Source organism: Alteromonas sp. G4i35 (assembly GCF_054960375.1).
In genome coordinates, this window is the sequence record NZ_JBHNZD010000016.1 from 21,159 (window position 1) to 36,098 (window position 14,940).

Annotated in this window: 11 protein-coding genes; 3 read left to right on the forward strand and 8 right to left on the reverse strand. The window is 45.6% G+C overall.

Annotated elements, in window-relative coordinates; all coding sequences use genetic code 11:
* The first annotated feature begins 55 nt into the window (after nt 1-55).
* Entirely contained in the window at nt 56-1,477 is a 1,422-nt protein-coding gene (locus ACFI6L_RS11760; RefSeq protein WP_462574066.1) for a sensor domain-containing diguanylate cyclase, read from the forward strand.
* 17 nt (nt 1,478-1,494) lie between these two features.
* Here the strand turns inward: ACFI6L_RS11760 and ACFI6L_RS11765 are convergent, their stop codons facing one another.
* From ACFI6L_RS11765 to ACFI6L_RS11775, 3 genes are read right to left on the reverse strand one after another with little or no spacing between them, the layout of a single operon-like run.
* Nucleotides 1,495-2,379, reverse strand: coding sequence for a DMT family transporter (locus ACFI6L_RS11765; protein WP_014951239.1), 885 nt, complete (start codon nt 2,377-2,379; stop codon nt 1,495-1,497).
* 33 nt (nt 2,380-2,412) lie between these two features.
* The gene (locus ACFI6L_RS11770) at nt 2,413-2,961 is read right to left on the reverse strand and encodes a methylated-DNA--[protein]-cysteine S-methyltransferase (RefSeq protein ID WP_462574068.1); all 549 of its coding nucleotides are present in this window, start codon (nt 2,959-2,961) and stop codon (nt 2,413-2,415) included.
* A gap of 14 nt (nt 2,962-2,975) precedes the next feature.
* Nucleotides 2,976-4,418 carry a DNA-3-methyladenine glycosylase 2 family protein gene (locus ACFI6L_RS11775; protein ID WP_283622418.1) on the reverse strand — a complete coding sequence of 481 codons (1,443 nt, stop codon included), beginning with the start codon at nt 4,416-4,418 and terminating at the stop codon, nt 2,976-2,978.
* Nucleotides 4,419-4,717: 299 nt separating this feature from the next.
* Here ACFI6L_RS11775 and ACFI6L_RS11780 point away from each other — a divergent pair, with 299 nt between their 5' ends.
* Nucleotides 4,718-5,866 carry a serine hydrolase domain-containing protein gene (locus ACFI6L_RS11780; protein ID WP_039229068.1) on the forward strand — a complete coding sequence of 383 codons (1,149 nt, stop codon included), beginning with the start codon at nt 4,718-4,720 and terminating at the stop codon, nt 5,864-5,866.
* Between the two features lie 43 nt (nt 5,867-5,909).
* On the opposite strand, the gene speA is transcribed toward ACFI6L_RS11780, so the two are convergent.
* The 5 genes from speA to ACFI6L_RS11805 form a co-directional block, all read right to left on the reverse strand.
* Nucleotides 5,910-7,820: a biosynthetic arginine decarboxylase gene (gene speA, locus ACFI6L_RS11785; RefSeq protein ID WP_014951242.1), complete on the reverse strand. Its 1,911-nt coding sequence runs from the start codon at nt 7,818-7,820 to the stop codon at nt 5,910-5,912.
* Nucleotides 7,821-7,978: 158 nt separating this feature from the next.
* Nucleotides 7,979-8,401, reverse strand: a complete 423-nt coding sequence (locus ACFI6L_RS11790) for an arginine decarboxylase (RefSeq protein ID WP_168463127.1) — start codon at nt 8,399-8,401, stop codon at nt 7,979-7,981.
* Nucleotides 8,402-8,586: 185 nt separating this feature from the next.
* On the reverse strand, nt 8,587-9,975 hold the full coding sequence (locus tag ACFI6L_RS11795; RefSeq protein ID WP_014951244.1) for an NAD(P)(+) transhydrogenase (Re/Si-specific) subunit beta: 1,389 nt from the start codon (nt 9,973-9,975) through the stop codon (nt 8,587-8,589).
* Between the two features lie 11 nt (nt 9,976-9,986).
* Nucleotides 9,987-10,268 (reverse strand): NAD(P) transhydrogenase subunit alpha part 2, encoded by a 282-nt coding sequence (locus ACFI6L_RS11800; protein WP_014951245.1) that lies wholly within the window; start codon nt 10,266-10,268, stop codon nt 9,987-9,989.
* Between the two features lie 2 nt (nt 10,269-10,270).
* Entirely contained in the window at nt 10,271-11,428 is a 1,158-nt protein-coding gene (locus ACFI6L_RS11805; RefSeq protein ID WP_039229059.1) for an NAD(P) transhydrogenase subunit alpha, read from the reverse strand.
* Nucleotides 11,429-11,969: 541 nt separating this feature from the next.
* Here ACFI6L_RS11805 and ACFI6L_RS11810 point away from each other — a divergent pair.
* Nucleotides 11,970-14,876 carry a TonB-dependent receptor gene (locus tag ACFI6L_RS11810; RefSeq protein ID WP_462574069.1) on the forward strand — a complete coding sequence of 969 codons (2,907 nt, stop codon included), beginning with the start codon at nt 11,970-11,972 and terminating at the stop codon, nt 14,874-14,876.
* Nucleotides 14,877-14,940: the final 64 nt, after the last annotated feature.

Here is a 14,940-nt window from a genome sequence, read left to right on the forward strand (position 1 = left end):
GGTATACTTACCATTATAGGTAAAGTTCAGTCAGGCAAGGGAGCATGCGCAGTCTGTGAACACATTTAGAACACTGCATAGAAGCATTTTAGTGTTATTCGCGGTAGTGGTTATCGCTATCGTTACACTGGTACATTTTAGTATTTCCAAGATTGTTGCCGAGCAGAGTCGCGCGCAACAACAGTCACTTTCGCCCGCAATCTCACTTATTGTGGAGCAACTTTTAAAACCACTCCATATTTCAGAAGCTTTGGGGCATTCCACCGAGTTAGTAGACTTGATGGATGGAGAAACGATTGACCAAGAGGCTGTTTTCAAAACATTGGAGCGTCTTGAAAACGAGTTTGGGTTGTCTTTCTTTATTGCCAGCGAGGCAGACAGAAAACAATATAATTCTGATGGCAGCATAATTAACCTGATTGAAGGGGAAGTAAGCTGGTATTTCAAGTACAAGGACTACCCTACCGATGCCGTGGCAGATATCGGTAAATGGGAAGACACCCATTTCTATATTGATATAAAGATCCACGATGAAGATGGCCGCTTCTTGGGATTCTTTGGTGTTGGAAAGAGTCTGCGCAGTTTTATCGAGGTCTTCGATACCTATAAGCAAGAGTACGGCTACGACTTTTTGTTTGTAGATGGTGAGGGTGACATTATGCTGTCTTCTGATCCTAATCTTATTGCGTCTTACTCTGATTTTACTAATTTGTCAGAATTGCCTTGGTATGCCAGCCTTCCCCTTACTATCCAGAACGAGCAGGCACTCAACAATAAATTAGTGACTATCGACCAGAATGATTACCTTATTGCCGAAGTAAAACTTAATCAATTTGGTTGGACGGTGTTTTTACTCAGTCCACTTGAAGAACGCCAGGCTGAAATTTCACAAGCATTTATATTCAGCGTTGTAACACTACTGGTTGTTGTATTCTCACTGTTTTTGCTTATCTACAATCTGTTGTATTACTTCAGAAAAGACATGCAGCCAGATCTGGTTGTTCGCCATACCAACCGTCTTCCAGAAAAAGAGAATTTACAGCTTATCTACAAAACGCTACTGGCTGAACATAAGTCATTAAGCGTGATGCTGATTAGCATTGATGAGTTTTCTGACATTGTCGACGCTCACGGCAGAAACGCAGGCGACGACTTATTAGATAAAGTTGTGGCCTACTTGGCTGAGCACTTGCGCGAGCAGGATGTATTGGGACGCTGGAGCAGTGCAGAATTCATTATTCTATTGCCACATACCGGCCCGCATGTGGCTTTTGATATGGCACAAAATCTTCGTCACGGCATCGCTACCTTGCCGCCGCTACAAGAGTTACCAGAACTGCTTATTACAGCGTCTATTGGTATATCTTACACCGCGTCACCGCGCGCTATGCACGAAGTAACCGCGCACGCGGAAGACGCGCTTTATCAAGCCAAGCGCGACGGCAGCAACTTAGTAAGAATGCAGCTAATAGACTAGCCCAGGTTTGATTCAATCTAAGCAGGTTTAACCTTAAGGCGTTTTCTTTTGAGAACGCCTGTGGTTAACGCCACACCGAATAAAATCATTAAACCACCCACAATGGTTTGAATTGATAAGTGCTCTTGCAAGAACAGTACACCCCAAATAATGCCAAATAGTGGTACTAGGTAAGCTACAGTAATGGCTTTGGCTGGGCCGATGTCAGCTATGAGTTTGAAATACAAGATATACGCTATGCCCGTGCCACCGACAGCCAGCGCTACCGCATTTACCCATGCATTCACGCTTGGCATTGTTTCTGGCAAGGTCGCAAGCGCGAAGGGTGCTAGCATCACGCTGGCCATAGCCTGACTACCTGTAGCGACAACCAGAGGTTTAACCCCCTGCAACCATTTCTTCATCATACACGCCGCTATGCCGTAGCCAGTGGTGGCCAATAATGCAGTCAAAATAGGAAGAAAACTAATATCGCCCTCGCCGAGCTTTTGCTGACTAATAACGGTCACGCCTACAAAGCCTACAAAAAGCCCCGCTACTGCTGACTTTGTTAGTTTGTCACCTAACCACAGCCAAGCGACAATGGCGCCAAACATGGGAGCCGTGGCATTTAAAATGGCATTCACCCCTGCCTCTAAATGCAGGCTGCTGTAATTAAACAGGACGAAAGGAACCGCCGTGTTAGCCATGCCCACCAGCGCAATGGCCAACCAGTGGCGCTTTATGTCTTTTACCGACCCTCGTATTAACAGCAATGGTAGCAATACCGCTGTAGCAAGCACGGTACGAATGGCTACTAATACATAAATGCCAAATTCTGGTGCGGCAACACGCATGAAAATAAATGAACCGCCCCAGATACCGGCTAACACCAGCAGCGAGATAATGTCTCTTATTGCCATTCTTTTATCACCATTTTCTTATCACCCATTCTTTTATAGCCCCAGCACCCCTTGGGCTCCTTCTAAATTAAGTAAATACTGCTTACGCGGTAAACCACCTGCATAGCCCGTTAGGGTTTTATTACTTCCGATTATACGATGGCAAGGCACAACAATAGCAATAGGGTTACGACCATTTGCCATACCCACGGCGCGGACAGCTTTTGGGTTGCCAATGGCTTTTGCGATATCTAAATAGCTAGCGGTTTCGCCGTATTTAACGTGCTGCAAAGCATCCCACACCTGATTCTGAAACGCCGTACCTTTAGGGCAAAGCGGTAGGTCAAACTCGCGTAACGTACCGTCAAAGTATGCTTGTAACTGACTGCACGCTGCTTCGGTGATGGCGTTTTTTTGCGAATGAAAGTCGTTGCTTAGCACGCTTTCTTGCACTGCAGTTTCTCTGCCTATACCACCCTGCTTTGCGTTGGCCGTATTATCTGATTCAGCGGCACTCACGAACTCGATAGCCGTTATGCCTTCATCAGTGGCTTCAACTTTAACAAGCCCCTGTATGCTGTTCACGAAATCTGTATATTTCATACTTACGACTCTCTTTACTGATTGCTTAACTGCCACAATTGAAGGGTTAAATAACTGCGCCAAGGTGCCGCTTTTTCAGGCGCTATGGGGTACTGCTGCGCCATTTTACGAACGATTAAATCACCGCCAAGGTAAATATCAGGGTTTCTCTCCCCCCGCATTTTTAAATAGTCGAGCGTCCACGGCCCCACGCCTTTAATGGCGAGTATGTCTTCATGGCTTGGCATGTTACCGTTTATGAATAAACGAGCAAAGTGACGTACAGCCTCTTTTCTCGCCTGTGGCATACGTAAGAATTCAAGACTGTTTTCGGCCACACTTTCAGGCGAGGGAAAGCTATAGCGTTCACTCGTTATAGATTCAAGACCGTTTGACGGGAGCGCATCAGAGACCGTTTCGCCCAGCTGATGTACCAGTAAAGTCACCTGGCCAATAGCCGCTTTTACACTAACTTGCTGGCCTACAATAGCCCGACAGCCACTTTCAAATACGCTCCATGCACTGGGAAGGCGTAGCCCAGGCGTTAACTTGCTCGGCGGTAACCCAGACTGCAATAGGCTTTGTTCAATTAAAAGCGGGTCAGCGTGAAGATCTAGTACCTGCTTTATGTTTTCAATTATCGTATGAAGACGACCTAAATCAGGCATGTCGATGAGAAGTTTGAATCCGTGGCGCGCCTCGTCGTGAATGGCTTTAAAAAAGCCTAAACTTTCATTGCATGAAAAGTATCGCTCATAGCTCTCGTTCGTTACTCGTTCCATCCCTTCAATAGCGCGAGTTGCCAAGAAATCTCGTACATAGGGCCAATTGTACGGCGGCCGATAAGAAAGAAATAAAGAGATAGCCTTTTGTTGAACCGGCTCTTTTTTTCTAAGCTGGGTAGGAGACGTAGCGCAATATTGCTCTATGGCACGCTGCAGTTGTCTCAGTGATTGATAGCCTGCCGTAATTGCGATATCTGTCATAGATAAATGAGTTTGTTGAATAAGCTGCTTTGCAAACAAAGTGCGCTGCATATTTTGAAACTGCTTAGGCGGTATGCCCACAGCATTGACGACCAACTTATTAAGGTAACGCTCACTAATACCCAACCGCATAGCAATATCCGCAACGCGCTCAATGGGAATAACAGATAGCAGCGACAACGCTCGGTTAATCGTTGCGCCCACGCCTTTCCACGCCGCTGAACGAGGTGCACTGTCAGGCCTGCAGCGAAAACATGGACGATAACCATGTGCCATTGCCTGTGTGGCGTGTTGAAAGTAAGTCACATTCTCTTCTTTAGGAAGTCGCGCTGGACAGATTGGCCTACAGAAAATACCGGTTGTTTTTACCGCCACAAAAAATCGTCCGTCAAAGCGCGGATCTCTGCTAAGTCTTGCTTTTGAAAGCACTGACTCAGCAGTTGTTGAGTTTTCTGAAGCCCCCATGTCTGAGACAAAAAGATTGTCTGGCATTAGAATGCGCTTCCCACCTGTCGTTTATCACCTTTATCTAGTGTATCGTGCATTGGCCCTGTTGGTGCGACAAAATCAGAACTCAATAATTACAAACCTTGCTAGTCGAACTTTTCTTCCTTTCTTGCATATTCTTACAACGGTTCGCTTACCGCTAGAATAAATCAAATCATTGAAGAGATAGTGAGCATAATTAGCGACATTTGATCATTGGAGCAGCTAAACGCATAATAATGCGATAATAATAATGAGCGCCTGATGGATGTATCAGAAAACCACAGGCTTAACGAGCTGACTGTATGCTGAACTCTTTGCGCACCTTCAAGCTGCGCCTGTCTAAAATTTGGCTGATAGCGATGCTAATGGTCATTACACAAAGCGCTTTTGCGGATTGGCTTGATGACTATGCTAGTTACGTTCAAAAGGAAGCCTCAAAATACAACGTGCCTGGTTATGCGTTTGTGTTTTATGAACAGGGCAAAGCGCCAAGGGTTTACGTATATGGAAGTACCCGCAAACGCGGCGGAGAGAAAGTTACAGAGAACACAGTATTCAGGCTAGCTTCTGTTTCAAAAACCTTTACTGCGTTGTTGTCAGCTAAACTTGTAGAAAAAAACCAGCTTAGCTGGGAAACGCCGATAACCACCTTATTACCCGACATTCCTTTTAAAGGCAAAGGAATGAATGCGCTGCAACTGCAACATATCGTTGGCCAATCCAGTGGCTTTATGCCCAACGCTTACGACAACCTTATTGAAGCTGACTACTCGCTGGAGCGCGTGCTTAAATCCCTGGGCGAGCTTGAACCACTGTGTGCGCCGGGTGAATGCTATACCTATCAAAATGCGCTCTTTGGTGCGCTGGAATACTACTTCAGCAACAATAATACCTCTTACTCACGACAGCTTCAGGCCAACCTGTTTGCACCACTAGGTATGAAAACAGCCAGTGTTGGAAAAGGCGGATTGCTTGCATCAGAATCATGGGCTCAACCTCATATTGCTATCGCCAGAAATAAATGGCGCGAAGGAAAGGTAGAAAGCAACTACTACCGGTTCTCTCCAGCTGCTGGCGTTAACGCTAGCATTTCAGATATGACGATTTATCTGCAAGCGCTGCTAGGCGAGTTCCCAACGGTCATATCCGATGAAATGGTGGACTATGTCACTACAGAGCGCGTGAAAACGAAGCGTGAAACCTACCGCAGAGGTTGGCGCGGCATGATTGACGATGCTCACTATGGTTTGGGTTGGCGTATTTACGACTTAAATGGATTACAGCTTAACTATCATGGGGGTTGGGTAAAAGGCTATCGCGCTGACGTGGCGTTTTTGCCTGAACACAAAGTTGGCTATGTGATGCTGATGAACGCAGAGTCGAATATGATTAATTCAACAACAGCCGAGTTTTGGAAGCGTTACTTGAAAAAAGCCGACGCAGATAAGTAATATCGGCATCGGCTTTTCGGTACTTTCATTCAGATATTAAACGCTACTGTTTTAGATAGGTATAACCTGCCAAACAGTTTTCGTAAAAATCAGTCCAGCGAACCCCTTCACGAGGGTTCAATTTTCCGTCCCACACTTGCTTGTCTATCATGCGTTTTACGTCTGATGCCATTGCGCGCGGGTTATACTGCATAACGTTAAGTACATCTTCTACCGATGACCCCTTCACCACTTCTTCAATGTAAAAGTCTTCAGGATCGTCGTCATAGCTGTAAATATGCACTTCATTTAAGCGACCAAACAAGTTGTGCATGTCGCCCATAACGTCTTGATAAGCGCCCGTTAAGAACAAACCAATGTAGTACGGCTCATCTTTCTTAAGTGGGTGCATTGGCAGTACGTCAGTAATTTCACGGCCAATAGTGAACTGATCAATTTTACCGTCGCTATCACAGGTAATATCCACTAGCGAGCAATTGACCGTTGGCTCTTCATTCATACGAATAAGAGGCACTACCGGCAGCAGCTGGTCGATGGCCCATGTATCAGCAGCCGACTGGAATACAGAGAAGTTACAAAGGTACTGAGACGACAAACTGTAATCTAGCTCTTGAAGCTCTTCTGGAACATATTCTTCGTTGCGATACCACTGCTGTAAGCGACCCATAATTTGCCAGTACAGCGTTTCGATTTTGCCCAGCTCTTCAAGTGACAACACGCGTAATTTAAATGCATCTAGCGCTTGCTCTTTATACTGCGACGCATCGTTGTAAATTTCATGCATGTTCGTTTGTTCATCAAACGTGTCTGCAAGTTCGCGCATATTCTTAAGGAAGAAGTGTTCACCCGCTTTTGCTGATGTATCCATTTGCGACGCATTCGACTTAATTTCGCCCACAATTTCCGTGATAACACAGCTGTGATGCGCAGTGATTGCACGTCCACTTTCACTAACCAGATGCGGATGCGGTACGCCTTCAAGGTCGCACATTTCCTTCATGCCATAGACAACGTCAGCAACATACTCCTGCATGCTGTAGTTACGCGACGATTCATTAGTTGAATTACTGCCGTCGTAATCGATACCAAGGCCACCGCCTACATCAACATAATCTAGCTCGAAGCCCATTTTGTGAAGGTCTGCGTAAATACGCGCGCCTTCGGTTACCGCTTCTTTAACCGCACGAATGTCTGTTAATTGGCTACCAATATGGAAATGAAGCAGCTTTAAGCAGTGCGCCATGCCTTGCTCTTCAAGGTAGCGGGCTGCGTTAATGATCTCAGTAATGGTTAAACCAAATTTCGCACGTTCACCACCAGAGCTTTCCCACTTACCACGACCTTTCACCGTCATTTTTGATCGCACACCAATGATAGGGTCGATATCCAGCTCTTTGGCTATTTTTACCAGAAGAAGAAGCTCGGTGTATTTTTCAACTACTACCACAACGCGGCGACCCAGCTTTCTTCCTAACAGCGCAAGACGCATAACTTCGTCGTCTTTATAACCATTTAGGATAGTCAGAGACTCTTCGTTGGTATTCATGGCAAGCACAGTCAGAAGCTCGGCTTTTGACCCCGCTTCTAAGCCATAGTTAAATGGCTTGCCCGCATCGACAATTTCCTCAACGACTTCGCGCATTTGGTTTACTTTTACCGGATACACACCTTGGTACTGGCCTTGGTATTCGGCTTCTTCGATGGAGCTTCTAAATGCTTTGTTCAAGCCTGCAACTTGCGAGCGCAGAATATCGTGGAAGCGCACAACAACAGGAAACTGTACGCCTTCTTTGCGGATATCTTCAATTACCGAATTAAAGTCGATTCGAATGCTAGGATCTTCAGGAACAGGGGTAATATGGACGTTGCCGTTTTCACCAATTTGAAAATAGCCGCCACCCCATTGAGACACGCCATAGACGCGCTCCGCTTCTTCGATGCTCCAATCTGACAATTTATTCACCTATTTGTAAGTGGGCTAGGCCAATACCTAGCATAGAAAGTGCGAAAATAAGCAGCGTATTATAGTCAACGTAAGACTGAACGCGATAGTTGTTGCGATATAAAATATCTATTGTCGCGACGAATTTTGTTTATCGAACGCGGGCTTTTTTAGCCTATCCAAGTTCGAACATAATCTATAACAACGTTATCTGCTTTTTCTTCACAAAGGGTTATAAACTCTGAGATGCTTTGTGTACGTTCAAGTTCAAATCCCAGTTTAATTGATGGCGCGCTAAAAAACTTCTCTGCAATGTGATCAGCATCTGTTGCTTCATCTTCTAGCCATGTCTCGCTGAGCTGACTTCGCCTATCTAACTTAATGGGCGCTTTTATTTGATTGAAGGTATCAGAATTGGGGATTTGCCAACTACGCATGTCTACAAATAAGTGAAAGGGTCTGCCTTTACGGGTTTTCAAGCAATCAGAAAGCTTAGCAAGGTACTGAATGTTCGTGGACATATCCCACTTACCGCGAAGCGTGACCAAAATACAATTTCTAAACGGCTCAATATGAAAAGGGGTCGTAGACATTTACTCGTACATCTCTATGCGACTATATGAATAGCTAACTCAACATCTATAGCATTCACATACTAGAGCTGATAAGCATCAACTACAACTATAGTTGAGTACTTTATAATTAAGTTTAATACCCAATAAAAAGGCCTGTGTTTAAACAGGCCTTTATAGAAGATGTATCAAAGAGATACGCTGTATTAGTCGTCTCCGAACTCGCGAATAATGCTGTTAATGGTGTCTTTAGCGTCACCCAGAACCATGCGCGTGTTGTCTTTGAAAAACAGCGGGTTGTCTACACCGGCAAAACCGGCATTCGCAGAACGCTTAAGTACAAAGACCGTTTTCGCACGGTGTGCTTCGATAACTGGCATTCCGTAAATAGGGCTGCCTTTCATCTCTTTGGCTGCTGGGTTAACTACATCGTTTGCACCGATAACAATAACCACGTCATAGTTTTCCATACGAGGGTTAACGTCATCCATCTCGTATAGTTGGTCATAAGGCACGTCAGCTTCTGCCAATAACACGTTCATGTGGCCCGGCATACGCCCCGCTACAGCGTGAATGGCGTAGTCAACCGTACAGCCATTTTCCTCTAGCAACGACTGAAGTTCACGTACCGCATGCTGCGCTTGCGCAACCGCCATACCATAACCAGGCACCACCAGTACTGCTTGCGCTGCTTCTAATACATAAAATGCATCTTGCGCCGACAGTACTTTAATCTCGCCTTCTATTTTTTCGCCGGCCTCGACTGGCTTGGCAAAGCCAGACAACAACACATTCATCAATGAACGGTTCATGGCCTTACACATAATATTGGTAAGAATTAAGCCTGACGCGCCTACTAGTAAACCGGTAACAATCAATATTGTGTTACCTGTAGCAAGACCTGCCGCCGACGCTGCTACACCTGAGTAGCTATTTAAAAGCGCAATAACCACCGGCATATCTGCACCGCCAATTGAAATGGTAGCCCACAAGCCGAAGCTTAGTGACAACGCAATAGCACAGTAAATCCAAAGTGGGTTGCTTGGGTCGGTAGTAAAGAAATAACCAATCACCACCATGCCAATTAGATGCAAGATGCTTAGCTCGCGAAGCCCTGTGAAAATAACGGCTTTAGAGCTCATTTTTCCTGACAACTTACCCCAGGCTACCACCGAGCCAGAGAACGTAATGCCCCCAACTAAAATTGTGAAAAACAGGGTAATAAAAGTAAACGCACTTTCAGTTTTAAGAGTAATTAGGCTCATTCCGGCTAATGTTGCCCAACCCAGAAGCAATGACGCTGCGCCACCAAAGCCATTAAATAACGACACCATTTCTGGCATTGCCGTCATTTCAACGGTCTTGGCTTTCCACGCACCAAAGGCGCCACCAATAACAAAACCTAGCAGGATGTAATGATAGCTAATGATCTGCTGGTCAAGCAGGGTGACGACGACAGCAACCAGCATACCAATGGCAGAAATAAAGTTACCTTTTTTCGCGGTATCTGGATGGCTAAGTAATTTAAGTCCTAGTATAAATAGTGCCGCAGCTACTACGTACGCAAGGTTTATTACGGTTACGATATCACTCACTTGCGTACTCCTTATTTATCTTTTTTCTTGAACATGCCAAGCATGCGATCAGTAACGAGATAACCACCCACCACGTTGATGCTGGCCAGCGCCACCGCTGCGGTACCAAGAATGGTCGTTAGCAAGTTGTTGTCGCTACCCGAGGCTACCAATGCTCCCACTAACGTAATACCCGATATCGCGTTAGAGCCTGACATTAAGGGTGTATGTAAGGTTGCTGGGACTTTTCGAATTAACTCAAAACCCAAGAAAGCAGCCAGTAGCACGATGAAAAGTAGGTAAATGATTTCCATGATTAGGCTCCTTTGTATGCGTTGTTAAGCATGTCGTTGGTGATGCTACCGTCGTGGGTAATAACACAGCCGGCCAGAATGTCGTCTTCTAAATTCAGCCCAAAGGTTTTGGTTTCATCGTCAAAGAACTCATCCACAAGGTTGTAGATGTTATTGGCGTACATGTCGGTGGCGGCTTTAGCCACATACTGGCTCCAGTAACCATTACCAATTACCTTTACACCGTTAACTTCAACGGTTTCGCCAGCAACCGAACCTTCAACATTACCACCTGATGTTGCGGCCATATCTACAACCACACTGCCCGGCTTCATGAGTGCTAATGTATCTTTTGATATGAGCACTGGTGGTTTGCGACCAAATAACTGCGCTGTCGTAATAACAATGTCAGAGTCGGCAATCGCGTCGCGTTGCGCTTCTTGCTGCTTCGCTTTTTGTTCATCGGTCAGTTCTTTTGCATAACCGTCCTTCGTTTGGCCTGTTTCCCCAATGTCGATCTTAAGGAATTTGCCACCTAGGGATTCTACTTGCTCAGCCACCACAGGGCGGGTGTCATAAGCAAGTACGTTTGCGCCTAAGCGTTTCGCGGTTGCTATAGCTTGAAGACCCGCTACGCCAGCTCCAATAATAAATACCTTTGCTGGTTTTATTGTTCCCGACGGTGTCATCATCATAGGTAATATTGATGGCAACTGATTCGCCGCCTGCATCACCATTACGTAACCCGCAAGACTCGCTTGCGAGCTCAATGCGTCCATTTTTTGTGCACGAGAAGAACGAGGGATCATCTCTACAGAAATAGCGGTTAGCCCCTTTTCTGCAATAGACTCAACAAGCGATTGCTGAAAGAAAGGGTCGAGATGGCCTACCACAATGGCCCCTTTTTTCATCAACGCTAGCTGTGCATCGGTGGGTTTGTTCACCGCCACGAGCATATCTGCTGTTGATAATGCATCATTCACATCATCGATGACAGTTACGCCTACATCTTTGTATTCTTTATCTGAATACCCTGAGTGTACGCCTGCTCCTGCTTCAAGCAGTAAGGTCGCCCCTTTTTTCACCAGACGCTGTGCACTACTAGGTGTAGCCGCACATCGCTTCTCCACATTATTTAGCGGATCTGGCGCTTTTGACTCATTTAATATTATGATTTTCACACGCTTCTCCTCACATTCCGGCTATCCGAGAATGACACCCTTTAAACAGTACTAAGCCATTTTATTCACTTATGCCTAGCATTCTCTAGCTAAATCAAAAACAGAACAGGCAATTTCTGTATTTATTTTGCTTCGAATAGCACCCCTTATTCCGCTTATTTTTCAAGCGAAACTGCGGCAAAGCTACGCTATATGGGCATACATCACTAGTATCATTTACTTACGAGTCATAACTAATATTTATATAGAAATGGCATACAGGTGATAAATGAAGTAGATAAAGAAGCATTTATTCTGTGAATACATTAATAATTGTGCATTTTTTAAACACACGTAAAGGTGGATTACGCTAATCGATGTCGAAGAAATCACGCCTTTTAAATAAGGTGATTCAATTAATTTAAAAAATTGTTAAATAAATTTGGGGGATTTTACAAAGCGTGTCGTCTTGATGAATTAACAGCGAAATGCTGTGAGAGAAAGCCAAGTGGGGTGCACACCATAAGGCGCATTAAAATTAACGATTAGGACACACACCATCATGTATAGGAAAACCAAGCTTGCATGCTCAGTGGCAGCAGTTTTAGCGTCAGCTATTTCTGCGAATAGTGCATTTGCCCAAGACGCGCAACCCAATAAAGACGTAGAAGTGATTGAGGTAAGTGGTATCCGCTCATCGGTTGCAAAATCGATGGATGTTAAACGCAGCTCTGCTGGCGTAGTCGACGCCATTAGCGCAGAAGACATCGGTGATTTTCCCGATACCAACTTAGCTGAATCACTACAGCGTATTACCGGCGTATCTATCGACCGTTCAGGCGGTGAAGGCCAGCTAATTACCGTACGTGGTTTTGGACCACAGTTTAACACCGTGTTGGTAAATGGCCGTCAAATGGCGTCTGAAAACGATTCGCGTGCGTTCAGTTTCGACACGATTGCTTCTGAGTTAGTAAGCAGCCTTGATGTGCATAAAACGTCAACGGCCACAATGCAGTCTGGTGGTGTAGGCTCTACCATTAATATTAATACCGCGCGCCCGTTCGCATTAAACGGTTTTAAAATGGCGGGCTCGGTAAAAGGCGTGTACGACGAAAATAGCGAAGAAACTACGCCGCAATTTTCTGGCCTTATTAGCAACACCTTCAATGACGACACCTTCGGTGTATTACTTGCCGTTTCACACCAAGAGCGTGAGACTCGCCTTAACCAGGCTCAGATGGACGGTTGGCTAGAGAACGTTGGCGTGCCAAACCCTGTTACGCAGTCAGGCGACGCTTGGACAGGCAATGTATTTTCACCGCGAAACTACGATCACAAAGTGACCTTTGAAGAGCGTACCCGAACAAACGCTAATCTTGTATTCCAATATGCACCTAACGACAAACTGGTAGTAACTGCTGACGCACTGTATTCAGATTTTGACGTAGAGTCTGAAGCAACGTCGTACGGCCACTGGTTTACCGCACCTAACATTCAGGGTGTAGGTGATGACGGCAGCCTGTTTGATGAAAACGGCAATCGCCGCAGCCCAACGGTTGATGCAAACGGTACTATTGTCGATTTATACCAAGAGGTAGGTTTGGCGACAGATATGCACGCCAAAACGTTCGACCGTTTAACTGATACCTATGCCATAGGCCTTAACTTTGATTACCAGTACTCTGATAATCTGAATTTATCGTTTGATTTAAGTCATTCAGAAGCCGAACGCGAAGCCAATAATGGTGGCGGCGATCAGCTTTCACTTATTGGTTATGCCAACCGCGTACGATTCCAAGTAGATGACAACATTTTACCAGTTGCCAGCATGTTCGCTTCGCCTAATGACAATATTTATAGCGGACAACAAGAACTAGATGGCGCGATTGTTACTGGTCCTGACGGATTCCCTATATACAACCCTGCACTGACACCTGATGGTGTGAGCAATCATCTTGATGAAGCTAACAGCCGAGCTCACGTAATGCTGCGTCGAGGCTGGGCGGTAGAAGATGAAGTGAGCCAGCTGCGCTTTGACGGCGAATACGTAACAGATGGCAGCGGCTTAACTGAAATTCGCTTTGGCGCACAGTACAGCACCGAAACCAAATCACTTACCCGTTGGGACAATGAAGGTGTAGGTATTCACTGTACTTACTGTGGTTACCCAGACTTACCTGAGATCCCAGCAGGCAGCCAATACGTTTTTGACGCAGGCAGCGATTTTCTTTCTGACGTAAGTGGTAGCGGTCGTATGCCCACTTCTTGGCTTGCCCATGATGGCGAAGCCAACTTTGCGTTTTTAGAGTCTTATTATCAAAGCGTCAACGGTGAGTCGATTAGTTTTGATGCGGTGCGTCGCAATAACAGCTTTGAAGTTGAAGAAGATATTATCTCTACCTATATGGAATTCGACTTTGAAGGCGAAGTTGCAGACATGTTCTTAAGCGCAACCGCTGGTGTGCGTTATGAAATGACGGATGTGACGGTTAACGGAACGCAAGCGCCAATAACGGGCTTAACGATTCTGGATCAAACCGAAATGCTGGCTGGTTTTGGCGATGCGCAAAGTATTGCCACTGAGTCTGATTACGACGTGCTATTACCTAACTTCAGCGTACGTTTGGAAATTACCGACGACTTAATTGCGCGCTTTGCTGCGAGTTCAACTATTACTCGCCCTACGCTTAACAGCATGTCGCCGGTGACAGTAATTACAACCACCCGCCAAGGTGGTGACTTAACGTCTACCAGTGGTAACCCTGCGTTAGAACCATTCAAATCGGACAACTTGGACTTGTCACTAGAGTATTACTATGACGAAGCAAGTTATGCATCAATTGGTTACTTCAGAAAGTTGGTATCGAACTTTATTGTTAATAGCCAAGAAGACAAAACCTTCGAGCTTGCTGACGGCAGCTTGCTAACCGACCCTTCTACAGGCACTAACGCTAGCGCCCCAGATGCGGGTGACGACGTAGCTGTGTTTACCAATACACTGCCAAATAACGGTGAAGACGCAACGGTAGACGGCTTCGAGATTGCGCTTCAGCACACTTTCGACAACGGCTTTGGTGTACTTGCCAATGGAACTATTGTTGATAGTGATGCCGAACTCGATCCATTCGATATTAACCAAGTATTTGCGCTAACTGGGTTGAGTGATTCTTATAACTTAGTGGCTTTTTATGAAACTGACGACTACCAGATTCGTCTTGCCTATAACTGGCGTGACGAATTTGTTCAGTCGTTAACACAAGGGCAGGGTGACGGCCCAACCATTGTTGAGTCTTATCAACAGCTTGACATTAGCGGTAGCTACAGCGTGACAGACAATGTAGAAATCTTCTTTGAAGGTATTAACCTTACAGAAGAGTTTGTACATAAACGCGGTCGCTTCTCTAATCACTTGCTGTTGGTTGAAGACAGCGGCAGACGTTGGGCCTTCGGTGTGCGCGGAAACTTTTAGTTTCGCGTAATTGGGGCCGACATTTGTTGGTCCCACATTCGTGGCTACCATTTGGTAGCCACAG

Coding starts and splice junctions, on each gene's coding strand:
- ACFI6L_RS11770 (WP_462574068.1), bottom strand. CDS start 2,961: ATGAAATATACAGATTTCGTGAACAGCATACAGGGGCTTGTTAAAGTT.
- ACFI6L_RS11780 (WP_039229068.1), top strand. CDS start 4,718: ATGCTGAACTCTTTGCGCACCTTCAAGCTGCGCCTGTCTAAAATTTGG.
- ACFI6L_RS11790 (WP_168463127.1), bottom strand. CDS start 8,401: ATGTCTACGACCCCTTTTCATATTGAGCCGTTTAGAAATTGTATTTTG.
- ACFI6L_RS11765 (WP_014951239.1), bottom strand. CDS start 2,379: ATGGCAATAAGAGACATTATCTCGCTGCTGGTGTTAGCCGGTATCTGG.
- ACFI6L_RS11775 (WP_283622418.1), bottom strand. CDS start 4,418: ATGCCAGACAATCTTTTTGTCTCAGACATGGGGGCTTCAGAAAACTCA.
- ACFI6L_RS11800 (WP_014951245.1), bottom strand. CDS start 10,268: ATGGAAATCATTTACCTACTTTTCATCGTGCTACTGGCTGCTTTCTTG.
- ACFI6L_RS11810 (WP_462574069.1), top strand. CDS start 11,970: ATGTATAGGAAAACCAAGCTTGCATGCTCAGTGGCAGCAGTTTTAGCG.